The 24,155-nt window shown below is 44.9% G+C and carries 29 protein-coding genes; 26 read left to right on the top strand and 3 right to left on the bottom strand.

The features are described 5' to 3' along the window. The first annotated feature begins 447 nt into the window (after positions 1 to 447). Positions 448 to 2,643, top strand: coding sequence for a heavy metal translocating P-type ATPase (locus tag MJ257_RS18840; protein WP_240270684.1), 2,196 nt, complete (start codon positions 448 to 450; stop codon positions 2,641 to 2,643). Between the two features lie 59 nt (positions 2,644 to 2,702). Here the strand turns inward: MJ257_RS18840 and MJ257_RS18835 are convergent, their stop codons facing one another. Next, positions 2,703 to 3,074 (bottom strand): ArsR/SmtB family transcription factor, encoded by a 372-nt coding sequence (locus tag MJ257_RS18835; protein ID WP_240270683.1) that lies wholly within the window; start codon positions 3,072 to 3,074, stop codon positions 2,703 to 2,705. A 341-nt stretch (positions 3,075 to 3,415) separates the two neighbouring features. Here MJ257_RS18835 and MJ257_RS18830 point away from each other — a divergent pair, with 341 nt between their 5' ends. From MJ257_RS18830 to MJ257_RS18775, 12 genes are all read left to right on the top strand, one after another. Beyond that, a complete protein-coding gene (locus MJ257_RS18830; protein WP_240270682.1) occupies positions 3,416 to 4,006 on the top strand; it encodes a sulfurtransferase TusA family protein in 591 nt (196 codons plus the stop codon). A 19-nt stretch (positions 4,007 to 4,025) separates the two neighbouring features. After that, on the top strand, positions 4,026 to 4,421 hold the full coding sequence (locus tag MJ257_RS18825; RefSeq protein WP_240270681.1) for a DsrE/DsrF/DrsH-like family protein: 396 nt from the start codon (positions 4,026 to 4,028) through the stop codon (positions 4,419 to 4,421). A gap of 47 nt (positions 4,422 to 4,468) precedes the next feature. After that, positions 4,469 to 5,590 (top strand): MBL fold metallo-hydrolase, encoded by a 1,122-nt coding sequence (locus MJ257_RS18820; protein WP_240270697.1) that lies wholly within the window; start codon positions 4,469 to 4,471, stop codon positions 5,588 to 5,590. A 19-nt stretch (positions 5,591 to 5,609) separates the two neighbouring features. Beyond that, a complete protein-coding gene (locus MJ257_RS18815; RefSeq protein ID WP_240270680.1) occupies positions 5,610 to 5,837 on the top strand; it encodes a sulfurtransferase TusA family protein in 228 nt (75 codons plus the stop codon). Between the two features lie 25 nt (positions 5,838 to 5,862). Continuing rightward, entirely contained in the window at positions 5,863 to 6,651 is a 789-nt protein-coding gene (locus tag MJ257_RS18810) for a sulfite exporter TauE/SafE family protein (protein WP_240270679.1), read from the top strand. Positions 6,652 to 6,745: 94 nt separating this feature from the next. Further along, positions 6,746 to 7,015, top strand: a complete 270-nt coding sequence (locus MJ257_RS18805) for a metal-sensitive transcriptional regulator (protein WP_240270678.1) — start codon at positions 6,746 to 6,748, stop codon at positions 7,013 to 7,015. Between the two features lie 45 nt (positions 7,016 to 7,060). Beyond that, positions 7,061 to 7,369, top strand: a complete 309-nt coding sequence (locus tag MJ257_RS18800; RefSeq protein ID WP_240270677.1) for a rhodanese-like domain-containing protein — start codon at positions 7,061 to 7,063, stop codon at positions 7,367 to 7,369. Between the two features lie 21 nt (positions 7,370 to 7,390). Further along, a complete protein-coding gene (locus MJ257_RS18795) occupies positions 7,391 to 7,762 on the top strand; it encodes a rhodanese-like domain-containing protein (protein WP_308193225.1) in 372 nt (123 codons plus the stop codon). A 109-nt stretch (positions 7,763 to 7,871) separates the two neighbouring features. Next, a complete protein-coding gene (locus tag MJ257_RS18790) occupies positions 7,872 to 8,537 on the top strand; it encodes a hypothetical protein (protein ID WP_240270676.1) in 666 nt (221 codons plus the stop codon). Further along, positions 8,538 to 9,263, top strand: a complete 726-nt coding sequence (locus tag MJ257_RS18785; RefSeq protein ID WP_240270675.1) for a cytochrome c biogenesis CcdA family protein — start codon at positions 8,538 to 8,540, stop codon at positions 9,261 to 9,263. It begins immediately after the preceding gene. A 15-nt stretch (positions 9,264 to 9,278) separates the two neighbouring features. Further along, positions 9,279 to 9,833 (top strand): TlpA family protein disulfide reductase, encoded by a 555-nt coding sequence (locus MJ257_RS18780; protein WP_240270674.1) that lies wholly within the window; start codon positions 9,279 to 9,281, stop codon positions 9,831 to 9,833. A gap of 80 nt (positions 9,834 to 9,913) precedes the next feature. Continuing rightward, positions 9,914 to 10,384: a C40 family peptidase gene (locus tag MJ257_RS18775; protein ID WP_240270673.1), complete on the top strand. Its 471-nt coding sequence runs from the start codon at positions 9,914 to 9,916 to the stop codon at positions 10,382 to 10,384. An 87-nt stretch (positions 10,385 to 10,471) separates the two neighbouring features. Here MJ257_RS18775 and MJ257_RS18770 read toward each other — a convergent pair whose 3' ends face one another. Beyond that, complete coding sequence (locus tag MJ257_RS18770) at positions 10,472 to 11,029, bottom strand: C40 family peptidase (protein ID WP_308193223.1); 558 nt, start codon at positions 11,027 to 11,029, stop codon at positions 10,472 to 10,474. Between the two features lie 210 nt (positions 11,030 to 11,239). Between MJ257_RS18770 and MJ257_RS18765 the strand changes: the two genes are divergently transcribed. The 11 genes from MJ257_RS18765 to MJ257_RS18720 all read left to right on the top strand — a co-directional run bounded on the left by MJ257_RS18765 (position 11,240) and on the right by MJ257_RS18720 (position 21,467). Continuing rightward, positions 11,240 to 12,460 (top strand): cell wall-binding repeat-containing protein, encoded by a 1,221-nt coding sequence (locus MJ257_RS18765; RefSeq protein ID WP_240270672.1) that lies wholly within the window; start codon positions 11,240 to 11,242, stop codon positions 12,458 to 12,460. A 164-nt stretch (positions 12,461 to 12,624) separates the two neighbouring features. Further along, a complete protein-coding gene (locus MJ257_RS18760; protein ID WP_240270671.1) occupies positions 12,625 to 12,822 on the top strand; it encodes a DUF2933 domain-containing protein in 198 nt (65 codons plus the stop codon). Between the two features lie 326 nt (positions 12,823 to 13,148). After that, on the top strand, positions 13,149 to 14,573 hold the full coding sequence (locus tag MJ257_RS18755; RefSeq protein ID WP_240270670.1) for a YncE family protein: 1,425 nt from the start codon (positions 13,149 to 13,151) through the stop codon (positions 14,571 to 14,573). A gap of 90 nt (positions 14,574 to 14,663) precedes the next feature. Then, positions 14,664 to 15,557: a YncE family protein gene (locus MJ257_RS18750; protein ID WP_240270669.1), complete on the top strand. Its 894-nt coding sequence runs from the start codon at positions 14,664 to 14,666 to the stop codon at positions 15,555 to 15,557. Continuing rightward, on the top strand, positions 15,487 to 15,789 hold the full coding sequence (locus tag MJ257_RS25015; RefSeq protein ID WP_333492548.1) for a YncE family protein: 303 nt from the start codon (positions 15,487 to 15,489) through the stop codon (positions 15,787 to 15,789). The genes MJ257_RS18750 and MJ257_RS25015 overlap by 71 nt, the downstream gene beginning before the upstream one ends. A gap of 18 nt (positions 15,790 to 15,807) precedes the next feature. Next, positions 15,808 to 16,593, top strand: a complete 786-nt coding sequence (gene lgt / locus MJ257_RS18745) for a prolipoprotein diacylglyceryl transferase (RefSeq protein ID WP_240270668.1) — start codon at positions 15,808 to 15,810, stop codon at positions 16,591 to 16,593. Positions 16,594 to 16,623: 30 nt separating this feature from the next. Beyond that, positions 16,624 to 17,340 (top strand): response regulator transcription factor, encoded by a 717-nt coding sequence (locus tag MJ257_RS18740; protein WP_240270667.1) that lies wholly within the window; start codon positions 16,624 to 16,626, stop codon positions 17,338 to 17,340. Beyond that, positions 17,327 to 18,730 (top strand): sensor histidine kinase, encoded by a 1,404-nt coding sequence (locus MJ257_RS18735; RefSeq protein ID WP_240270666.1) that lies wholly within the window; start codon positions 17,327 to 17,329, stop codon positions 18,728 to 18,730. Before MJ257_RS18740 ends, MJ257_RS18735 begins: the two co-directional genes overlap by 14 nt. A 305-nt stretch (positions 18,731 to 19,035) precedes the next feature. Then, positions 19,036 to 19,320 carry a CUE domain-containing protein gene (locus tag MJ257_RS18730; RefSeq protein ID WP_240270665.1) on the top strand — a complete coding sequence of 95 codons (285 nt, stop codon included), beginning with the start codon at positions 19,036 to 19,038 and terminating at the stop codon, positions 19,318 to 19,320. A 64-nt stretch (positions 19,321 to 19,384) separates the two neighbouring features. Continuing rightward, a complete protein-coding gene (locus tag MJ257_RS18725; protein ID WP_240270664.1) occupies positions 19,385 to 20,092 on the top strand; it encodes a response regulator transcription factor in 708 nt (235 codons plus the stop codon). Continuing rightward, complete coding sequence (locus MJ257_RS18720; RefSeq protein WP_240270663.1) at positions 20,085 to 21,467, top strand: sensor histidine kinase; 1,383 nt, start codon at positions 20,085 to 20,087, stop codon at positions 21,465 to 21,467. Before MJ257_RS18725 ends, MJ257_RS18720 begins: the two co-directional genes overlap by 8 nt. A gap of 35 nt (positions 21,468 to 21,502) precedes the next feature. Here MJ257_RS18720 and MJ257_RS18715 read toward each other — a convergent pair whose 3' ends face one another. Beyond that, complete coding sequence (locus tag MJ257_RS18715) at positions 21,503 to 21,910, bottom strand: NusG domain II-containing protein (RefSeq protein ID WP_240270662.1); 408 nt, start codon at positions 21,908 to 21,910, stop codon at positions 21,503 to 21,505. A 173-nt stretch (positions 21,911 to 22,083) separates the two neighbouring features. Between MJ257_RS18715 and MJ257_RS18710 the strand changes: the two genes are divergently transcribed. Both MJ257_RS18710 and xerS read left to right on the top strand, forming a co-directional pair. Further along, positions 22,084 to 22,413 (top strand): four-helix bundle copper-binding protein, encoded by a 330-nt coding sequence (locus MJ257_RS18710; protein WP_240270661.1) that lies wholly within the window; start codon positions 22,084 to 22,086, stop codon positions 22,411 to 22,413. A 207-nt stretch (positions 22,414 to 22,620) separates the two neighbouring features. Continuing rightward, positions 22,621 to 23,691 carry a tyrosine recombinase XerS gene (xerS, locus tag MJ257_RS18705; protein ID WP_240270660.1) on the top strand — a complete coding sequence of 357 codons (1,071 nt, stop codon included), beginning with the start codon at positions 22,621 to 22,623 and terminating at the stop codon, positions 23,689 to 23,691. Positions 23,692 to 24,155: the final 464 nt, after the last annotated feature.

Genomic DNA, 24,155 nt, shown 5'->3' with positions numbered 1-24,155 from the left:
GGAGAAACCATTGGATGGCTTCTCCCGTTTCTGTTACTTGGAACCTTTGTAAGTCATATTGACATGATTCAGGTTTGTGCTGCTGTCAAAAATAAAACCAAGTTGGTACTTCCTACGGATATAAACCAACTTTATCTGACTGAGCTTACCGGATTTTATAGTTGAGGTAGAGTCCAGTTTGAAAGGGTTAGCCGAATTTTTTGATCACATCTTTACGTGTCGTTGTTCCAATCGTTAGTCCTTTGGATAGTCCGTTTAGATTTTCAGGGAATTGATCTTTAAGTGCCGGTTTATAAAAGCTGTTCAAGAAAGGACTAAAAATGTTCCTGGAAAACAAGTCCAATACCTACCGTTCTCCATTTTATTGACAACCTTGAGATCCGAGGAATATACTACATATGAACAAGTGCTCATATATAGTTTTGAATGAAGGGATGGGACTAGAATATGGAGACCGGTAGTCCTGCGGTTAAGCGAAAATTGGTGCTAGAAGGCCTGGATTGTGCGAATTGTGCTTTAAAAATCGAGAACGGCGTCCAGAAGATTGACGGGGTTTCGGCTTGTTCGGTGAATTTTGCAAACCAAACGTTGACCCTGGAGATGTCGTCGGACCGTTCGGATGACATTCTCGAGCAGACGAAGATGAAAATTCGTACACTCGAACCTGGAATAAAAGTGTTGGATTACGGAGCAGCCTCCAAACCTAATCACGCTCATCATCAGGATCACAGCCATGATCACAGTACCGAAGCGGCAGAAGACGGACATGGACATACCCATGACCATGCCGCGGAGAGTATCAAAGTCATGGTTGCCCGACTGATTACGGGTCTTGCCATTGGCGCGGCGGCGTTCGCCTTACCTCTGAGCGAGGAGCTTGAATGGATCCTGTTTCTGGTCGCCTATCTGATCGTGGGCGGGGATATCGTTTTCAAGGCGCTGAAGAATATCGTAAGAGGCCAAGTGTTCGACGAATACTTCCTTATGTCGATCGCGACGGTTGGCGCTTTTATGATCGGAGAGTACCCCGAGGGCGTAGCCGTCATGCTTTTTTACCAGGTTGGCGAACTGTTCCAAAGCATTGCCGTTAACCGGTCGCGGAAATCGATCGGTGCGTTGATGGACATTAGACCGGATTTTGCCAACTTGAAGTCAGATGACGAGATTCGACGGGTGAGTCCGGAGGAAGTGCGGATCGGCGACTTCATCGTCGTGCGGCCCGGTGAAAAGGTGCCTCTAGACGGTAAAGTCATTGAGGGACTTTCGGCCATGGATACTTCAGCGTTAACTGGTGAGTCCTTACCGCGCGAGGTAGCAGCCGGCGATGACGTGCTGAGCGGATTTATGAATAAGAACGGAGTTCTGACGATTGAAGTCACGAAGGAATTTGGGGAGTCGACAGTTGCCAAAATCCTCGATCTTGTAGAGAACGCAAGCAGCAAAAAAGCCCCGACGGAAAACTTCATTACAAAGTTTGCACGTTATTATACCCCGTTTGTCGTCATTGTTGCCGTATTGCTGGCCATTCTGCCGCCGCTGCTCTTCAGCGGCGAAACTTTCGCAGATTGGGTGTACCGGGCACTGGTGTTCCTGGTCATTTCCTGTCCTTGCGCCTTGGTGGTTTCCATCCCGCTGGGCTTCTTCGGGGGCATCGGCGCTTCCTCCAAAAACGGCGTGCTGGTCAAAGGTAGCAATTACCTGGAAGCGTTAAATGACGTCAAATACGTCGTGTTTGATAAAACGGGAACACTGACCAAAGGTGCATTTAAAGTGAACGGGATCTATCCGCAGAACGGTTGGACCGAGCAAGAGCTCTTGCGCCATGCTGCTTTTGCCGAAATGCACTCCACCCACCCGATTGCCCAGTCCATCAGGGAAGCTTACGGTCAGGAATTGAATGAAGAATGGGTAGCGAGTTATAACGAAATATCAGGACACGGCATTCAGGTTAGGTTCGAAGGCAGGGAGGTACTGGCCGGGAACGCGAAGCTTATGAATCAGGAAAATATTAAGTTCACCGCACCTTCCGAGCTGGGAACCATCGTGCATGTGGCGATCGACAAACAATATGCCGGTTACCTGGTGATTGCCGACGAGGTCAAAGCGGACTCCGCGCAAGCGATTCGTTTACTGAAAAATCTCGGCATAAAGAAGATCGTCATGCTGACGGGCGATATCAAGGCAGTGGGCGAGGCAGTCGGTAAAAAGTTGGGCGTGGATGAGGTCCGGTCCGAACTGTTGCCACAGCATAAGGTCGAAGAACTAGAGAAGATCGACCGTCAAAAATCGAGCAAAGAGAAAATCGCATTCGTCGGCGACGGGATCAACGACACGCCGGTGTTGGCCAGAGCCGATGTTGGCGTGGCCATGGGCGGTCTCGGTTCCGATTCAGCCATTGAAGCCGCGGATATCGTCATCATGACCGACGAACCTTCCAAGCTGGCTTCCGCGATCAAGATTGCAAAGAGGACCCGGCGGATTGTATGGCAGAACATCATTTTTGCGATGCTGGTTAAAGCCGTTTTCCTGCTTCTGGGCGCGTTCGGAGTTGCCACGATGTGGGAAGCAGTATTCTCGGATGTGGGCGTGACGCTACTCGCTGTTTTGAACGCGATGCGCGTATTGAAGATCAAGCCGATTTGAATAGAAATGAACACAAGGACTGTCCCATGCGGGGCAGTCCTTGTTATTTACGGCACACCTTATCCATGGTTCGTGTGCTGGAGGGTTTGTAGAAAAATCTGCTCGATATGCCCGTCGTCGAGTGAATAATAGACTGTTTTCCCAACCTTACGTCTTTTAACGATTCGGAGATTACGCAAATATCGCAGTTGGTGAGAAACGGCGGATTGACCCATTTTGAGGAGTACTGTCAGGTCGTGTACGCATAGCTCATGTTTTAACAGGGCGCTGATGATCTTAACGCGCGTCGGATCACTGAAGGCCTTAAACCAGTCCGCAAATTGAACGGCTGCTTGGTCATCGATCAGTTCTGCCTTGATTACGTCCAAATCCGCAGTTGTGCCCACGCAGTTCGTTTCGCATTCTTCGACTGTATTTATAGGCTGTGTCATTCATGATCACCCTTCTATTAGGCGTTTGCATCATTATATCAAAAAGGATGGGCTAAACGAAATTATTACAATTAAGCGGGTGTTGTGATCACAATAACATATCAGGATATAACGAACAAGACGGCAAATGGGAATGCCACATATGTGACATTCCCAAACTAATCTGAATGGAAATCAATTCAATTGATCTGATATTGACAAGGGACTCCCAAGTCTTTATTATACCTATAGGGGTATAGGTAGGAGACAAATGTCATTGCAGATATGAATCTTCTTCGGAAAGATCACCCCATGTTGACGTGATTGATGTGAAGGCCATTTTTGAGGGAGGTTATTTTCAAATGCCAGAGATTAAGGCCAATTTAACACTAGATTGTAAAGGACTCGCCTGTCCCATGCCGATCGTAAAAACAAAAAAGGCCATCGATCAGCTTGAATCCGGCCAAGTCATTGAAGTTCAAGCCACGGATAAAGGCTCGCTTGCCGACATTCAAGGCTGGGCTAAAAATACAGGCCATCATTATCTCGGTACTGTTGAAGATGGGGAGGTGCTAAGGCATTACATTCGCAAATCCAGACCTGACGAAATGAAGGAAGAGAAAAAGCATCCCGATATTGTCTCTAATGAAGAACTGCAAAAGAAGTTAGCAGTTGGAGATAAAGTGACCGTGATCGATGTACGCGAACCGGCCGAATATGCTTTTCATCGTATCGCTGGTGCCGTATCGATTCCACTAGGAGAGCTTGAACATCGCGTGAGCGAGTTGAAGCCAGAAGAAGAAATCTATGTGGTTTGCCGTACAGGTAGCCGAAGCGATTTGGCATGTCAGTTACTCACCGAGAAAGGTTTCAAACAGGTAAGGAATGTTGAGCCCGGTATGTCTGGTTGGACCGGACCAACGGAAACTAACGAATCCCACGAACAAAACTAAAATATTGGAGGTTATTTACATGAGTACGAAAGTAGCAATTATCGCTAGCAATGGTGGTTTGTTTGATGCGTATAAAGTTTTTAATATCGCAACAGCTTCTGCGGCAACGGATGCCGAAGTGGCGATTTTCTTCACATTTGAGGGCTTGAAATTAATTCATAAACAGGCACATCATCAACTGCCGTTACCTGCAGGAGCCGAACATTTGGCGGAAGGCTTTAAGAATGCGAACATTCCGACCATTCCACAGCTGGTGGAAATGGCACAGGAGATGGGCGTGAAGATTATTGCTTGTCAAATGACGATGGATGTCATGAATCTGAAGAAAGAGGATTTTATTGAGGGGATTGAAGTCGGCGGTGCCGTCACGTTCCTGGATTTTGCCAAGGATGCCAATGTCAGTCTGACTTTCTAATCTAAGGAGGAACCAAGTTGAATACAACTGCAAACCAATTAACTCTGATGACAGCCAAGGAATTGACTCGGATCGTTCTGGCGAAGGAAGAGCTCTTTATTCTAGATGTACGCAATGAGAATGACTTTAACGACTGGAAGATTGAAGGCGACAGTATCGATATCATCAACATTCCCTATTTTGATCTTTTGGATGGAGTGGATGAAGCTCTTGATCAAATTCCTGATGGCAAAAAACTGCTGGTAGTTTGTGCAAAAGAAGGTTCATCCAAGTTTGTAGCAGAACAGATTGTAGCGGCCGGCCGCTCTAACGTGCATTATCTGGAAGGCGGAATGAAAGCCTGGAGTGAATATCTGGAGCCGGTGAAGATCGGGGATTTGAAGGACGGAGGTTCTTTGATTCAATTTGTCCGGATCGGTAAGGGATGTCTGTCATATATGGTTATCTCTAAGGGGGAAGCCGCCGTTATTGATACGCTTCGTATGACCGATGTATTTGAACAGTTCGCCAAGGAGCAGGGGGCCCAAATCAAACATACGCTTGACACCCATTTGCACGCCGACCACATCTCAGGAGGTCGTAAACTGGCGAAACAAACCGGTGCGACTTATTGGCTCCCACCTAAAGATGCGACGGAGGTCACCTTTAATTACGAGAAGCTGGAAGAAGGCCGTCACATTAGTATAGGTTCTACGACAATCCGGATTCAACCGGTGTACTCGCCTGGACATACCATTGGAAGCACTTCGTTTATTGTTGATGACCAATATTTGCTTACAGGGGATATCTTGTTCATCGAATCCATCGGACGCCCTGATCTGGCAGGAAAGGCGGAGGATTGGGTTGGCGACTTACGCAACACGCTCTATAACCGTTATAAAGAACTTTCGCAGGATTTGATCGTTTTGCCCGCACACTTCGGTAAAGTCTCCGAGTTGGGCGAAGGCGGACGGGTTATGGCCAAACTGGCGGATTTGTACCGCAAAAACCCCGGGTTGAACATTCAACAAGAGGACGATTTCCGGCGTACGGTCACCGAAAACCTGCCGCCGCAACCCCATGCTTATCAGGAAATTCGCCAAACCAATATGGGGAAAATGACACCTAGTGAGGACGAGCAACGCGAAATGGAAATTGGACCAAATCGCTGCGCCGTGCATGACAAATAAGAGGAGGCTATCATTCATTATGTTAATAGATATTTTAGTTGATACAAAAGGGATGGCTTGCCCCATGCCGATTGTAAAGGCGAAGAAAGCATTAGACGGGCTGCAGTCCGGTCAAGTCATGGAGGTCCAGTCGACGGACAAAGGTTCCGTCAATGACTTCCAAGCTTGGGTCAAGCAAACGAAACATGAACTTCTAAAGCATGAAGAGGAAAATGGGGTCTATAAGTTTTTTGTAAAAAAGGTGTAGGAATTAAACAGAAAGGAGGAGGAGGATGGACCTCTTGCTCATGATCATCATGGTCCTGCTTGGCCTCGTTGGTTCATTTTTTTCAGGACTGCTCGGAATTGGAGGAGCTATCATTAATTACCCTTTACTGCTATATGTACCCTCCATGCTTGGGGCTGCCCAATTTAGCACACATGAGGTCGCATCCATTAGCATGTTCCAGGTTTTCTTCGCATCGCTTGCCGGCGTGCTGGCTTACCGGAAGAAGAGCAAGACGGGCCCCTCCTTCGTTCATCGAAGACTCGTTCTTTATATGGGAATCAGCATTTTGGCAGGCAGTTTAATTGGCGGTTTTACCTCAGGACTCCTGGATGGAAACATCATCAATCTGATTTATGGGCTATTAGCTATGATCGCGGTGATTCTGATGCTCATCCCAGGTAGAGGAACGGAAGAAACGAGAGATGAGCTTCAATTTAATCTCTTTATCGCAATGATATCTGCATTTTTAGTCGGAATTGTATCCGGCATTGTTGGTGCAGGAGGCGCTTTTATTCTGATACCGATCATGTTAACCGTGCTTCACATCCCTACTCGTACAACGATCGCTTCATCGCTTGCGATTGTATTCATCTCGGCAATAGGCGGAGTTATCGGTAAAATCACAGGGGGCGCCATCCCCTTATGGCCAACCTTGTTTACGGTCATTGGAAGCTTAATTGGCGCACCCTTGGGATCTAAGGTCAGTACTAAAATAAACGTTAAGGTTCTCAGATATGGCCTAGTCGTACTTATTGGTATAACAGCGATTAAGGTCTGGTCGTCAATCTTGTAGCTTAATAAAATTCAATTCATCCGATGTGTACTTTTCTGTCCTGTGCTCTATACTATACCTATACAGGTATAGTTTGAATGAGGAGATGGTGATCATGGAATATATATACCCAGAAGATATCAAAACACGTTTACGGCGAATTGAAGGACAGATACGAGGTGTGCTGAGGTTAATGGATGAAGGCAAATCTTGCAAGGAGGTAGTTGCTCAACTCTCTGCAATTCGGAACGCCTCTGACCGCGCCCTGGCTCAAATTGTTGCGGACAATCTCCAACAGTGTATTCTTGCTGACCAGGCCAATGGCAATCATGACCCTAGTAAAATGGTTAAAGAAGCTGTGGAACTGCTTGTTAAAAGCAGATAGTAGATAAATTAAACATAAGAAGATATCAGGAGGCTGGAATATAAAATGGCATTTAAAGCAACAACTCCAAACGAAGTGGCAGAGCGTCTTAACAAAGGAGAAACCTTGTCTTTACTCGATGTCCGTGAACAGGATGAATGGATGGAAGGTCATGTAGCCGGAGCTAAACACATTCCTCTGGGGGAACTGGATTCAAGACTCAACGAACTCGACCCGAATCATGAATTGATCGTCATTTGCCGCAGCGGAAATCGCAGCAGAATGGCGTGTGAGTTTCTAAGTGAAAAAGGATTTCATGTTGTTAACATGACGGGTGGGTTAAGCGCGTGGACCAGCAATCTGGTTCGAGATTAATGGCAGGCAGGTGAAGAACAAGTGAATTATCTATTTTATGCTATCCTATTCCTATTCGTTCTCTGGATGCTCTATAGACAGTTTGCCCCCGTAAAGGGATTACGCACTTTAACTGCCGAGCAGTTCCAAAGCGAATCCAAGGGCAAGAAGGTGATAGACGTTCGGGAGATTCATGAATATAAGCGCGGGCATATTAAAGGAGCAATCAATATCCCATTAAGTCAGCTCCAGCAGCGGCTTGATGAGATCACTAAAGATCAAGCGGTTTATGTTTATTGTCAGAGCGGGATGCGGAGCAAACAAGCCGCCAAGCTACTCGGACGTCATGGAATCAAGGAAGTCGCTGACCTTCGTGGCGGAATCATGTCATGGAGCGGACCCACCCAAAAATAGATATATTAAGGTAGATAAGAGAGAACGAAAGGGAGTCCTTTCGTTCTATTTTTTTCTTTATCATTATTTGGACGATAAGATGACCGTGAAAGTGGGGAGGGGACACACATTGTATACGATTCAGCTCGGTTCATTCGTATTGAATGGGCAAATATTGTTGCTTTTCGCGTTCGGTGCGGCGGGATGGACTGCTCTCTGGGGTTATGAGCGAAGAATGAAAAGGGATCATGCGCTGGCGGACGTTTCAATTCAAGCGTTCCTGATCTGGTTGTTGGTTTGGAAAGGAAGTCTTTTGTTATGGGAGCCCGCGTCGGTGATCCAGCAGCCCTTATCGATCGTTTATTTTGATGGTGGAGTCAAAGGACGGTGGGCTGCGTCATTCGCCGTTATAGGATATCTTCTTTATCACCTGATCAAGAGGAAAATGTCTTTTCTTAAGGTTGCTGAAGCAGCAACGATTTATCTGTTGGCCGGGTTAACGGTTTACGATCTTGGATTGGTATGGTTTATACCGGAGCAAAAACTGACATTTCTGGCCACTTCCACTTTGTCCCTCTTGATTGTGCTCTCCTTCCAATTCACTAAAGGACAGATCCTTTGGACGGGATTCGTAGAGAGAGGGTTATGGCTATGTATCGGTTTCATAGGGATTGGATTCCTGGATTTCAACAGAGTAACCGCTTTTCTGTCCTTCGACTTCCTCCAAATCGTTGGGATTGCGGCTGCAGGAGGGCTTTATTCTATTTTATTGGTAATGAAAAGGAGGGCCTCCTAGGTGGATCTATTGACGATGCTGATCGCTCTTGCAGCAGGCGCTTTATCCTTTCTCTCGCCCTGCGTGTTTCCACTCATTCCAGCTTATATCTCCCATATCACCGGGTCATCGATTCAGAATAACAAAATGGAGGTTAACCGAAAACTTTTGTTGGAACGCTCCATCAGCTTCATCCTTGGCTTCAGTGTTGTCTTTATCGCGATGGGAGCGTCGGCGAGCATGGTTGGTCGAATTTTTGCGGAACAGAGGGAACTGGTACAAAAGGTGAGCGGGCTTCTAATCATCATGTTCGGGATGCAAATGATCGGGTGGTTACAGCTTCGTTGGTTCATGTCGAATAAGTCCTGGGATACGGGGAAGATTCGAACGACTGGCGGCATCGTGCGATCCTTTCTAACGGGACTAGCCTTTGGTTCCGGCTGGACCCCCTGTGTTGGACTCGCTTTGTCTTCCATCCTTCTGATGGCCGGTTCGTCGGAAACCCTCGGGATAGGGATAGGGATGCTGGCTATTTATTCTTTAGGACTTGGCATCCCGTTCCTCATCCTCTCATGGGTGCTGACTTATTCAACCGGTATTATGAAGAAAATGAATAAGTATGTTCCTGTGCTTTCCAAGATCAACGGCTTTATCTTCCTGGGCCTTGGATTGCTGCTATTCACGGGCCAACTTCAGAAGATCAGCGCATGGCTCGCCAAATACACACTATTTGATATTACACTATAAAGAGGGGATAAGCGGATGAAGAAAAACGGGTTGGCCATCCTTGTTTTAATTGGACTGATTGGTTATGGAGTATATGACTACGTAACCGGAGCGACGAAGGAAACAATAAGGCATCAATCGTCGGTAACGAACGAAAATCTGCCGATAGGAATTGAGAAAGGACAACGGGCACCGAATTTCACGTTAAACGACTTAAACGGGAACCCGATTCAACTGGCAGATTACCGCGGGAAGAAGGTCCTGATTAACTTCTGGGCTTCATGGTGTCCGCCGTGCCGTGCTGAGATGCCGCATATGCAACAGTATTACGAAGACTACCAGAAGGACACCGTCATTTTAGGGGTCAATTTGACAGCAACCGAGGATAGCCCCAAAGACGTTAGGCCGTTTATCGAGGAATTCGGTTTAACCTTCCCCATTGTTATGGATGAAGAAGGGACCCTCATGGCGGACTATACGGTGATTGCCTATCCCACCACCTTTGTCCTCGATGAACAAGGCGTGATCCGTGAAATATTCCGCGGAGCTATCAACTACGAAATCATGCAAAAGACGGTTGATGCCTTTTAGATGGAACTCCTTACTTTCCACATAGAATCTCAACATCTTCCATGTACAATGTCCTTATCTTAATTTGAGAGGAGAACTACATGAAGAAGATCATTGGTATCATATTGTTTATGTCCATTTTCACGGTGTTTAATATTGGAAGCGTGTCTGCCAATACTAAGTCACCACTGCAGACTGAAGTAGATAAAATTGTGGGAACCCCATATCTTTACGGTGGTACCACTACCAAAGGATTTGATTGTTCAGGTTTTATTCAATATGTATTTAAACAAGCAGACATTGATCTTCCAAGAACTACTAAGTCGCAGGCCAAAGAAGGAATTAAGGTGGAAAGGACTAAACTTCTGGCAGGGGACCTTGTCTTTTTCAATACAGACGGGACAGGCATTTCGCATGCCGGTATCTATATGGGCAATGGATGGTTCTCTCATTCGTCCGCAAGTAAAGGGGTCCGAATCAGCAAACTTTCAGAAGATTACTTTGCTGAACGTTATGTGACCGCTCGCCGAATATTGTCTGATGAGGAGTATGAAAGAATAGCACAAGAGTAAACAAGTAATTCATGTGAAAGGCTATATGCTCTTAGCATATCCTATAGAAGGGAAGCCAGCGAGATAACTTCTCCCTGGCTTCTTATCCTATTTCAACACACTTCCCCCGAAAAGAAAGCGTTTTTCCCATTGGGTACCCTCAATTTTATCGATACGTACTCCGCCAGACTCTTTAGAATAAGTTTGCAGAACTTTTCCGTTTCCAAGATAAATCCCGTCATGAGTAATCCGTGCCGTATTTTTATTTATCCCCTTGTAATCGGAAGCTTTGCTACCTCTGTATGACATAAAAAACATAATGTCCCCTCGCTTGAGGTTTCTCCAGTTCGTTGTGTAGGTTCCCTGTTGCTTAATATATGCCCCCTGGGTTCTCGAGTTAGATGGCAGCTTGATCCCTGCTCCTTCCAGATAGGCTTGTCTTACAAAATCGGAGCAGTCGAATGTTTTCGTGTTGCTTCTGCTGGATCCAAACTCGTAAGGGGTTCCTAAATACCTCATCCCTTTTGTGATTACATTTTCTCGCACACTACTTACTGTCGCCTGTGCTTGGGTAGAAGTGTCACCTGATGCATAAGTCGTTAGAGCTCCAAATGGATGCAATAGCAGAGAACCAGATACGATGAAAACGGCTAATGATTTCTTCATGCTGATTATCCTCCTGATGTTTTTTACGAAACTGACGACATCCTATCATAGAAATTCAGGATTTGTTTAGGTGTAATATTTGGTAACGAAATAGGAGATAATTATACGGGATCTCCACAAAAACCACATACTTTTCACATTAATTTTGTTTAAAATAGGTATCACTTAATAATTCTATTTAGAAAATAATGTGAATTCATAGGAGGGCTTATGAAAAAATCAATCCAATTGGGAGGAGTCGCCTTTTTAGCCTTGACAATCGTGTTAACGGCTTGTACGAACTCTGGAAACAACAAGGCTACCAAAGATGAGAACTCCGTCCAAACTAGTGGCAATTCAACCGTTTCTGAGGGATTACCTCAAATTCCATGGATTGCTTCTAAAAATACGACTCGGATCAATACGGATGATCCCATTCAGGCGGCAGTATTGATTTCACAGACACTTTGGATGGCAACAAGCGAGGATAATCGGCCAGGGAGTGTCATTCTGACTTCCTTAGATAACTGGCAAAATGCGGTACTTAGCGCCGATTTGATCCATCACCCTAGCAATGGGCCCATCTTGTTCGTTAATCAGGATGGTATTCCGGAAGTTACCGCAAATGAGATGAAAAGGCTAAAGCCAAAAGGCGTGGAAGGGAACAGGGGAGTTCAAGCAATCTTGGTAGGCGATCTCGATGAGAAAGTTGCGAAACAGACAAAGGAGCTCGGGTTTAAAATGGATTCAGTCACTGCAGATAACCCTGCGGCTTTGGGTAAAGCCATTGATGCTTATTACGCAAAGATCGCAGGTGAAACTCCTGCCTCCGTCATTATAGGGTCCATGGATCGGCAAGAGTATACGATGCCTGCCATAAATTGGATTGCTCATATGCCAGAGCCATTGCTGTATGTCAAGAAAGATGAAGTGCCCCAGGAGACGAAAGAAGCGCTGCAGCTCCGGGAAGGGAAGGCTAATATCTATATTTTGGGACCTGAATCCGTGATTTCAGCCCAAGTTGAAAATGAATTAAATCAATACGGCGCTACCCAACGCATTTCGGGCGAAGATCCATATACAAATGCGGTTGCTTTTGCAAAGTATAAAGATCCAAAAACCGGCTTTGGGTGGGGAATCACAACACCGGGACATAACTTTTCATTTGTAAACAGTGATTCTCCGAATTTGGCCATAGCTGCAGCTCCTTTCTCGCATTTAGGGAAACACGCTCCGTTGTTGTGGACCAGCAAGGATTCAATGCCTGAAAGTGTAATGTCCTATGTCATGTCTGTGCAACCGAAGTTTGAGAAGTCCCCGACGGAAGGTCCCTATAACCACGCATGGCTTACTGGGACGGTGTCCACGATTAGTGAAGCTGCCCAAGGGGAAATCGACTCGATGCTAGAAATCGTGGCCAAGACTTCAGGGGGAGGACATGGTGGTCACTAACCGACCGATTTATATCTTTTACATGAAAAAACGCGGTTCTATGAGCCGTGTTTTTCTTTTTTTTTAAAAGTCCATATATTTCGCATGCTTTCTACACGCTTTCCACACAATCGACCTATACAATTGGTTGTATCAAATGAACTATTTATGAGGGAGGAATACAAATGGATTTGTCCTGGTTGCTGTTGTTGGCTTGTCCGTTAATGATGGTATTTATGATGTTTGGAATGAAGGGGCATAGTCACAGTCATGGCTCTCATAAGGACCATTCACCAAATAACCAAGTGATGCAAGCACAGCTTGACGAACTAAAAGCACAAAATGAGCAAATGAAGCAAGAAATTCAAAGACTATCCCGGTAAATGAATCCGGAATTCAAATTTTAACTAGGGAGGGAAAAAACATGAGTTGCTGTGGTAATCACAACCATGACGGAAATCATCATGCTGACGGGAAACACTCTGGTCAATCAAGAAAGCATAATTGGATGATGATTCTTTGCTGCGTCCTGCCGATCGTTTTATTCGCCGCCATACTTCTTTTTAATGGATTAACAAGTTCAACGGGAAATATCTTCCCATTCTTGTTATTGCTTATTTGCCCATTGTCACACTTCCTTTTGATGCCGATGATGAGTAAGAAACGACACTAACAAAATCAATAACGAGAACATGGAGGGGTTAAGTTTATGAATAATAAATTATATCGGTGGGGGGGAGTGTTACTTTTCCTTTTGCTTGTTGGCTCTACTTGGTTTTTCTTAAAACAGCCAGAAGGGAGCGCAGCCCCTGCTTCTGTTTTTTATGTGCCAAACGCTGGAGACGGAACCATTTCCGTCGTTGATTATGAACAAGGAAAAGCAGTGGACACGATTCAATTGGGAACGGACCAAGCCTCCCATGGTATTGCGCTAGGCTTAGATCAAAAAGTTCTTTACGCCGGCACCGGCTTTGACGGCAAAACGCTGGTTGCCATCGATACGAAAACTAAAAAGAAAATCAAGGAACTTGCTTTTGACGAAGGCGTTCATGGCATCGATCTAAGCCCGAATGGTCAAAATCTATACGTATCGCTTAATCCGGGGCTTGGTAAAACGGGTGGGAAATTAGCCATCGTGGATACGGTGAATCTCAAGCTAAAATCCCTGGTTGAGACGGGAGAAGGTCCGGCGCATGTTGCAGTAACTGCGGATGGTTCCCAAGTTTGGACAGCTAATGTGAATGATGACACAATTTCCATCGTTGATGCAACTACGGCAAAAGTCATCAAAACCCTTGCTGTCGGAAAAGTACCTAACGAGGTGGCGGTTACGCCGGATTCGCGTTATGCTTTTGCGGCAAATGTGGAATCGAATAGGGTATCTGTCATAGATATGAAAACCTTAAAGGTGATCCAAGAAATTGAAGCGGGAGATGCTCCTCATGGGGTAACGGTCTCGCCGGACGGGAAGGAATTATGGGTTAGCAATAACAAGTCAAATGACGTCACGATTATTAGTACGGACAGCTTTCGCGTTTTAGCGACGATTTCAACAGGTTCTTATGCAAATCACGTAGACTTTACACCGGATGGGGTATGGGCTTTGGTCTCGAACCGACAATCGAACGATATCGTAAAGATCAATCGTGAGGAGAGAAAGGTTGTAGCCAAGATTCCAGTGGGCTCCGAACCGCATGAAATCTCGCTGGAGGATATCATTGTCCCTGTTCAAACCTCGGAAGGAACCGTCTCTGACGCTAGTTCGGATTTAACTGTTCAGGAAGGGACACTTGGCCCGGCTCAAATTTCGGTACAAAGGTTACAAGCAACTGACCTTGGGAGTGATCCGAATTTATCGGAGATCAAAGCAGAGGACATTCAACAAAATGATATTTATGGAATTTCATTAACAACTCATACTGGTGATATTTCAAATTTGTTAAATGAGAAGAACATTAAATTACAAGACATAGATGGTAATAAATTGTCTGCTTCCCAGTTGATTTCTGTAAGCAACGACTCACACCATCCTTTTTATTTGGCCTGGTTTCCAAAGCAAGAGCAAGCCTCTCAAGTTGTAATGAAAATTGACGGCCCCGATGGGAAATCCGTTTCTTTATCCTGGAGTGAGTGACTGGATCAAAAAAAATAGTGAGCATGCTCACTATTTTTTTTGGGGGTAAATATAAAAATGAAGATAATCAAATTCAGAGGGACGAACAACATGAATAAAAACTGGATGCTAACTTTCTCTGTGGCGATTTTGGCCATTAGCATAACTGCCTGCGGTGCTGCACAACAGAATAATAACGCACAGCTAAATCAAACTACGAATAGTTCTGAAAACAACAAGACGGAGTCCCCAATTTCACAAGAACCTTCGCCGGCAGTTTTATACACTGCTGATGAAGGGGGAAGTATTACGAAAATTGATGCAGCTTCCAATCAGGTTCTACAGATCATTCAGGTTGAAGGTGCCGTTCATAATGTCCAGGTCTCTCCCGACGGGAAATGGGTAGGGGCAACGGTTGTTCCTTCGATGTCGGACATGGAAGGAATGTCGGAGACGGGGGACCAAGAAGGCGAACATGGTGAAGATGGCGAGCATGAAAAGAATGGTTATGCCTATTTCTATGACACCGCTACGGATGAACTTATGAAAAAAGTTGAAGTTGGTGCTCACCCAGCCCATATCGAATTTACGATGGACGGAAACCTCGTTCTTATTACGAATAATGAAGGAAATAACGTTTCGGTACTAGATGCCAAGACATTTCAAATGAAGGGGACAATTCCAACAGGAAAAAGCCCTCACGGATTTAGAGGTTCCGCTGACAGTAAATTGGCTTACGTAGCAAATATGGGGGATGATACGGTCAGTGTGCTGAACTTACAAATGATGTCTGAAGAGAGAAAGATCAAGGTTGGCAGCACACCGGTAACTACCGGCATTACGAGTGATGGAAAAACCTTGGTCGTTCCACTTAATGCAGAGAATGCAGTTGCAATCGTAGATTTAGCTACCGAGGAAGTGATCAAAGTCCCCGTTGGCACTGGTCCTGCCCAGGTGTATATTTCCTCCGATAAAAAAAACGATTGTTGCGAATCAAGGTACTGAACAAAACCCATCCAATAGCATTTCAAAAATTGATCTGGCGACAAAGCAGGTCATTGCGACGATTGAAACGGGGAAAGGGGCACATGGTGTCGTCGTAAGCCCAGATAACCGAAATATTTATGTGACAAACATGTTCGACAACACGTTAACCGTGATCGACAATGAAACCAATAAAGTGATCACCACGATTAAAGTGGGCACAACACCTAATGGAATTAGTGTCACTCCATAAAAATAAGGGGGGAAAGACTTGAGAGTCATCTTATTTGAAATCGGGGGATTCTCCCTCAGATCGTATGGCGTCGTAGTGGGTTTGGCTGTTTTGCTTGCCGTGAGCGTAGCTTATTTTTTAGCCCGTGGGACGCAATACCAGAAACACATTTATAATCTCGTATTCTATATACTCATCGGTGCGATTCTGGGAGCCAGAATATGGCATGTATTCTTTTTTCAATGGGGATATTATTCGCAACATCTATCCGAAATCTTCGCGATTTGGAATGGGGGAATCTCCATCCTCGGAGCGATCGTCGGCGGTTTCGCAGCCACGGCAATTTATACATGGAGAAATCAACTTTCATTCTGGGAACTCACCGATATTTTGGCTCCGGCAGTCCTATTGGGGCAGGCCGTGGGCAGGATTGCCTGCTTCCTGAATGGTGATGCATTTGGATCGCCGACAGGCACTGGCTTCGGCATCGTGTATCCGGAAGGAACAATGGCCTTTGATCGGTATGGTGCCGTACCGCTATGGCCGGCCGAAATTTGGGAGGGGCAGCTCGATTTGATTGTATTTGGTGTTCTCATGGCTTTGAAAAATATCAAGCTTCCTGTAGGGGGACTATTTTTAAGTTATACTATGATGTATGCGCTGGTCCGGTTTTCCCTCGAATTCCTACGTGGAGATTCACCACGCTATGCCTTGGAATGGACGGCTGGACAGTGGACCAGTGCAGGTATCTTCCTGATCTCTGCAACTTTAATGGTTTATTTCTTCTTTAAACGGAATCATCAGACTAATGCAATTTCTATGTAAATTGAATCAACCGGTAAAGGCGGTGGCAGCATGCCCAAACTACAGGTTCTTGTTGTAGACGATGAATGGAATATGCGCAATCTCTTGCGGATCTACTTAACGCGAGAAGGGTTTGAGGTCAAAGAAGCTACTAACGGAAACGAAGCCTTGGAAATAGCGGCTAACCATCATTTCGACGTTATTCTGCTGGATTTGATGCTGCCGGATATGGACGGGTGGCAAGTTTGCAAAAAAATCCGGGAGAGAGATCATGTAGCCATTCTGATGCTCACCGCGCGTTCGGAGACCAAAGACAAAGTTTATGGGCTAGGCATTGGTGCGGATGATTATTTGACGAAGCCGTTTGAACCGGAGGAGTTACTTGCCCGTGTCTATTCTTTAATCCGCCGTTCGACGATTACACAATCCATTAAGCATCCAGAGCCTGTTATCGAGTTCCCTCATTTGAGAATATTACCAGAGGGTAGAGAAGTATTCATTCATGATCATACTGTTGAATTCACACAGAAAGAGTTTGATTTATTCATCTCGCTCGCGAGGAGCGTACAACGTGCGTTCAGCCGCGAAGAATTGGTGAATCTGATCTGGGGGACCGAATACGAGGGGGAAATTCGCGTCGTAGATACGCATATCAAGAATATCCGGGAGAAGACACAAAAGGCTGGACTCGGTTACAATCCGATTCAGACCGTGTGGGGAGTAGGATATAAGTTCAACGGAGCGAGTATGTCAAATGAAAAGGAATAAAATCGGCTTCAGACTTGGTTTAATGATTCTCGCCGCTTTCGTTGTCGTGATTCTCTCCTTAGGATTCACGATTGATCGAATGTTCACAAATTTCTATAACTCGGAAATGAAAACAGAGGTAGCTGAACTCACGACTCACTTCACAGCGATGAGCCAATCGCCTGAGATGTTGTCCGAAGAGACTCTGCTCAAGTTTGCCGATTTTTCAAACGTCAGTATTTTGTTTGTTTCTGAACAAGGCGAGGTATTAGCAAATTCTGGGCCCTATGAAAAATCGGACCGAACTTTCATTAAATCCAAGGACCTGAAACTATTATTTACCGGAAAATCCGTAAAACTTGAACATACCGATGTTAATGGAGAGCGCTTCTTCGTGGCTGCCAGACCCGTAATGGATACCACAGGCGTTAATATTAAGGCTGCGGTGTATGTCCTTTCTTCGACCCGACATATGGATGAATCGATTACGGCCGTTCGCAGCGTATTGGTGCTGTCGGGATTAGGAGCTTTTCTACTGGCACTTGGAATCACCTGGATCATCGCCAAAATCCTATCCAGACCGATGCTGCAAATGCAATCTGCAACTCGGAAAATAGCCGCAGGCGAGCTGGAAACACGATTAACGATTCAGCGTGACGATGAGATTGGTGTTTTGGCGGATTCCATCAATCATCTGGCCATCGAGCTTCAGCGATATAGGGATACTCGGCAGGAGTTTTTTGCGAACATATCCCATGAGCTCCGAACTCCGATCACGTATTTGGAGGGATATGCGCAAGTCCTCAGGAAGGGTCTATATGATTCTGAGGAAGAGAAGGACCAATATCTAGGCATTATTCATGAAGAGGCTATTCGTTTGCAACACCTCGTTGATGATCTATTCGATTTGGCTAAGATGGAAGAAGGAAAAGTCAGCTTATCCTTGGAATGGATTGACCTAACGGAAATTGCGGACAATGCGGTGCAAAAAGTAAAGCTTAAAACTGACAAGAAGAACTTAACACTTCTAACGAAAATCAACAGCAACATTCCGCTCATTTACGGAGATGGTCTGAGGATGGAGCAAGTTCTTCTGAACCTGTTGGAAAATGCCGTGCGTTACACGAAGAAAGGCAGTATCACTCTAGAGCTGGATCAAAACAATACCTATGTTTACTTAGCAGTAGAGGATACGGGGATTGGAATTTCCGAGGACGAGATTCCGTACATTTTTGAGCGCTTTTATCGAGTGGAGAAGTCCCGATCGCGTCAGTATGGAGGGACAGGTCTCGGTTTGCCCATCGCTAAAAAGTTGGTGGAGCTGCAAGGTGGAGAACTCCTGGTTTCGAGTAAATTGGGGCAAGGAACTAGATTTGAGCTCCGATTCGTACCAGATTACCCGGGGGACTAATATGAAGAAGACGGATTGGTTTATCGTAATTCTGTTCGTGGCTATGGGACTGTCATGCTTATTCATATCGGCCTCCTCCTTCCGTGGTATATCCCTTGTTCAAATAGGGTTTTCGATTGGCCAGACTTGCCTAGCCATGATGGTAGTAGTAGCGATTATTGGTATCGTCTATTGGTTGACGCAAAGGAAGAAACCTTGAAGCTGACCCTGAATAACCAAGGATTGATCTTTATAACTTCTTCACAATGTACAAATGAGTTCTTCATATTTATCGTTTATATTATAGTCATAAGGAGGAGATACTAATGAAAAAACTATGGATTGGACTTGCAACGATGGCTTTGGTGATGGGAATTGGAACAGCAGCTGCATATGCGGCTACTACCGATAACGGTACCGTCGATAGCGGTAAAGCAAACAACTCAAGCACCTTTGAACAAATGTTGCCGTATGCGAAGCAAATGCACCCGGACCTCTCTGAAGAACAAATTCGAGGGATGTATAATAGTTGCCATGGCAACAATGGCGGCAACACCTCGACGGGCATGATGAACAACACGCAATGGAGCAACAGTATGATGAACTTCTAATACTAAAATCCAGGCAGGCCTCGCGAGTTGCGTGAGGTCTTGTCTTTTTTTTGAAAGGATTCGTATGGAACAGACCAAAATATTAATTGTCGATGATGAACTACACCTTCTTCACGTGATTAAAGCCTATCTGGAAAAACAGGGTTACCTGGTTTATGAAACAGACACAGGGCAGGGGGCGCTTCGACTTTTTGAAAATCTCCAACCTGAATTAATCATCTTGGACTTAATGCTTCCGGACCTATCAGGTGAAGATGTCTGCAAAACGATCCGGAAGACATCGGACGTCCCCATTCTAATGTTAACTGCCAAAAGCAATGAAGACGACCTTGTTCATGGTCTGTTAATCGGTGCTGATGACTACCTTGTTAAACCGTTCAGTCCACGTGAACTCATAGCCAGGGTGATTAGCTTGTTAAGAAGATCGAAGTCGGCCAGATCTACGACTCAGGGGAAGAAGATTTCTTTCGGAGGAAACCGTCTGTCTATCGATTCCGTACGCCATGAAATACTAGTTAAAGGTGATCCAGTTCAGCTTACTCCCATTGAATTCAAATTGCTTGAAACCTTAGCCAAACACCCTAAAAGAGCATTTACCCGTTTTGAACTTGTTAATCTGATTCAAGGCGATGATTTTGAAGGCATGGAACGTACGATCGACGTCCATATCAAGAATATCCGCCAAAAAATCGGTGAAGATCCGAAGAATCCATCCTTCCTTGTTACAGTTTATGGGGTGGGGTATAAATTTGAGGGGGTTCCCGATGAATAGCGGAGGACTACGTAAAAGACTGCTAGTATCTCATTTAGGCGTTAGCCTTGGTTCACTTCTGCTCATCATGATCATTGTTTATGTGGTTATGTCCTTCTCATTCGGAAGGTATACGCAGAACCAGCAGCAGACGGAAGCGGATACGATAGCTATGGAGTTGGAAAGTTCCTTTGATCAAAACTCAGGTGGATGGGCAAGCGCTACTTTAATGACGGTGTCTCACCAAGCCATGCTTAGGAGCTATAGCATTCGGATTTATGATGCGGATGGCCGTTTGATATGGGATACGAAATCCATGGGTAGAATGATGGAAGGTACAATGGAGACTGGAAATGAGGTTAGTTTACGAAATAGCACGAAAGTAATTAAACGAGACATCACGATAGATCATGTGAAAAACGGATGGATCGAAATCGAGGGACTTTCCACTCGTTTTGAAACACAGAATCGTGAATTCTTGAACCGTTTTAACATGCTAATCTGGTTCGCATTTATTTTAGCCTTAGCCGGTGTAACGTTCTACAGCATTTATATGTCAAAAAGCTTGAGTAGACCTTTATTGCGAATCAAAGAAATCGCTAATCAAATGAGGGAAGGGGAGTTGTCTTCCCGTGTCGTATTGGGCCATCACCAAACGGAGATTGAAGAGGTGGGGCTCGCTTTAAACCATTTAGCGGATGCACTGGAGCAAGAAGATCGCTTACGCAAAAATTTAACCGCGGATATCGCCCATGAATTACGTACACCGCTAGCCACGATCCAAAGTCATATTGAAGCTTTTCAGGACGGAGTATGGGAAGCGACGCCCGATAAATTAGAGATATGTCATGGGCAGGTCGTCCGGTTAGTAAAACTGATTCATGATTTAGAGAACTTATCGGCCGTCGAAAATCCGATGCTTAAACTTAAGCAAGAACCGGTTAGACTGGTTGAGGTGATTAGAGAATCCGAGAAAACAGTCAAGGCTCAGTATAAGGAGAAGCGGATCGATCTTATCATTCAGGAAGAGACTCCTATTGTTATTATTGGTGACGCTGGACGACTGATACAAGTTTTTGTGAACTTGTTGAATAACGCCTATAAATATACCAGCGAAGGGTCCATCCATGTCTGTCTATTTGAAACTGCAGATCATGTAACAGTAAACCTATCAGACACGGGTACAGGCATTGCATCCAATGAGCTGCCGCATATTTTTGAGCGGTTCTATCGTGGAGATAAATCGCGGAATCGTAAAACAGGCGGTGCGGGTATCGGATTGGCCATCGTAAAAGCCATCGTAGAAGCACACGGCGGCAGTATTGATGTAGAGAGTATAATCGATCAAGGTACCCGATTCACATTACATTTTCCAAATGATCAAAATGAAAGATGAGCTGTCTTATTAAAAAAGCTCATCTTTTTTCAGACTTATGTTATATAGGCATCGAGCTCATTGTCAGGATTACTGTTATCGGATCCATTGACTTCAATAAACATTCTTAGTGGCAAACAGATGATTACTTCTTTGGGCTTAGAAATCGCTCCGAAGGTAAAGCAAATCTTTTGCGGACAATCGGATTCGATAACTTCAATACCTTTGTTATGAACCTTCAGAATATCATAGCCTGTTTCGGTTTTCACTTCGATGATTTGGGGCTCCTCGGTAAGCTTCACCGTCTTGAATACCTTATTGTCTACTCGAATTGTTGCATAATAATCCTCATTCGTTTTCGTCTCACTATCGTTTGTAAGCCATCTGGCTCCCAATAATAATATGGCTAGTAAAACAATACAACCAATCAAGATTAAATCGCCCTTTTTAAGCCTATGTTCCATCTATTGGTCATCCCCAGAATATTTTCTCTATAAATTGTAACCGACAAATGTGTGTTTTCTTTGTAGAAACGATGTGATGTACGGTAACTATTGAAATTCTGAATAAATAAGTAAACTTCGAATCATAATAGTCTATGGGTAACTAAATTAATAGTGAAGGAGAATGGATCAAAATGTCTCACGAACAGTTTCAACATTGCATCGATGAGTGTCTTCGCTGCATGGTGGCGTGTAATCATTGTTACACATCGTGCCTTTATGAAGAAAATATAGGGATAATGAAAGAATGTATCCGATTGGACAGGGAATGTGCGGATATTTGCGCTTTTGCTGCACAAGCAATGTCCATGAACAGTTCTTACGCGAAACAGATCTGTAAAGTCTGTGTGGAGGTTTGTGAAGCGTGCGGAAACGAATGCAAAAAGCATGAACCTGAGCATTGCCAACAATGTGCGGAAGCATGTTTTAGATGTGCCGAAGCCTGCCGTAAGATGGCTGCATAAAATATATAACCCTAAAGCCCGAAGAAAACGGGTTTTAGGGTTTTTAATCGACTTAATGTCAGCCATACCGTCCAAACGATGTGGTGGATAGAAGATTAGGACTGATTAGATGCAAAAGATACTCGGAAGATTTATAATTACGTAAAATAATAATTTGACGAAATTATATTATTGGATTATTCTAGAACCAGGAGGTGCGCGTTCGAAATGGATAAAACCACGAAGTCACACTATATGAGCCGCATCGATGAGAAATTGACGGAATTGCCTTGGTACGTTGCCGAATACATCGATACGCGCAAACGCAAGCTGTCGCATACCACGTTATTGAACTACTGCCATGATTATATCATCTTTTTTGATTGGCTCGTGGCCGAACGGTTTGCAGCTCCCAACCGCAAAAACGTCGAATTGTCGATCCTCGAGAAACTGACTGTCCGTGAAATCGAAAGCTTCTTAACGTTCCTGGAGTATCAATTAGGCAACTCGAAATTGACGATCAACCGGAAACTATCGGCGCTTAAATCGTTATTCGATTATTTGCAAAATAAAGCCGAAACCGCCGAGCTTAAGCCGTACCTTGAGCGTAATGTCATGGCCAAAATTGAATTTAATGCCATGAAAGAAACCCAAGAAACGATCGCCAATCGAATTGAAGGCAAAATCCTTCGCGCGGATAATTTTGAGCTGTTCCGACAGTTTGTGGCCTATGATTTCGGCGCGCAGAACCGCGACAATAAACGGCTGTTTCAGTTTCATGAATTTAATCGCGAGCGGGATACGGCGATCGTTTCTTTGATCCTTGGTTCCGGATTGCGTTTATCGGAAGTTGCCGGTATCAACCTGGAGGATCTCGACATGAACAAAGGTTTGGTGCGTGTCATTCGCAAAGGCAACAAAGAACAATACGTGTATTTCAGCGAACAAGCAAAGTCGGATCTGGATAACTATGTAAAGGTTCGCGAAACCCGATATAAGCCGGAGAAGTCCGAAACTTATTTGTTTCTGGCTGCGCCAATCGGGCGCAAAGGCAAAAACCGGCGCTTAACGCCAAGATCGATCGAAAAGCTGATTGAGAAATACGCAACGGCTTACGGTAAACCGGCATTAACGGTACACTCGTTGCGACATTCATTCGCGACGCGTTATCACCAGGAGAACAACGATGTGCCTCGTCTGAAAAACCAATTAGGCCATTCGTCCATTCAAACGACGATGATTTACACGCACTTAACGGATGAGGAAATGCGCAAAGCCGTTATTAATATGGACAAGTAAGAACATAAACAATAGACCGTTGGAAAGCATCGAAAGAGCCTCTCTTGTGTCTGCAACGGTGGAGTGAGCTTCCGACGTGTGCTCCTGTTTGGACAAAAAAGGTTTGTACAATAAGCTGACAACAACGACCACCATAATTACGGTGGCGAGCGTATAAATCAATGGTTTTGGGGACATCCCTATCTCCTCGCTTTATCGAACATTCCTAGTCCATTTCCACAAGGTATTGACCTATTCCTGCTTGCAGTACCTCAATCCCTACGTTGGTATTGGGGCTCCTGCTTTCCATAAACGGCAAGTCCCGAGCGCACGTTCTGTATTTACCGGTGTGCTGATCGGTCTGTATGCCACTGGATACAAATCCGATTTTAGTGCGGAGTTTACGCGCTTCTACTGCGAGTATAATTAACTTACTCCTGATCTATGCAAAGAGCACTACCGAATGATCGGTAGTGCTCTTTCCT

It is taken from the genome of Paenibacillus timonensis (assembly GCF_022427145.1).
Classification (GTDB): Bacteria; Bacillota; Bacilli; order Paenibacillales; family Paenibacillaceae; genus Fontibacillus; species Fontibacillus timonensis.
This window is presented reverse-complemented; position numbering and strand designations above follow the sequence as displayed.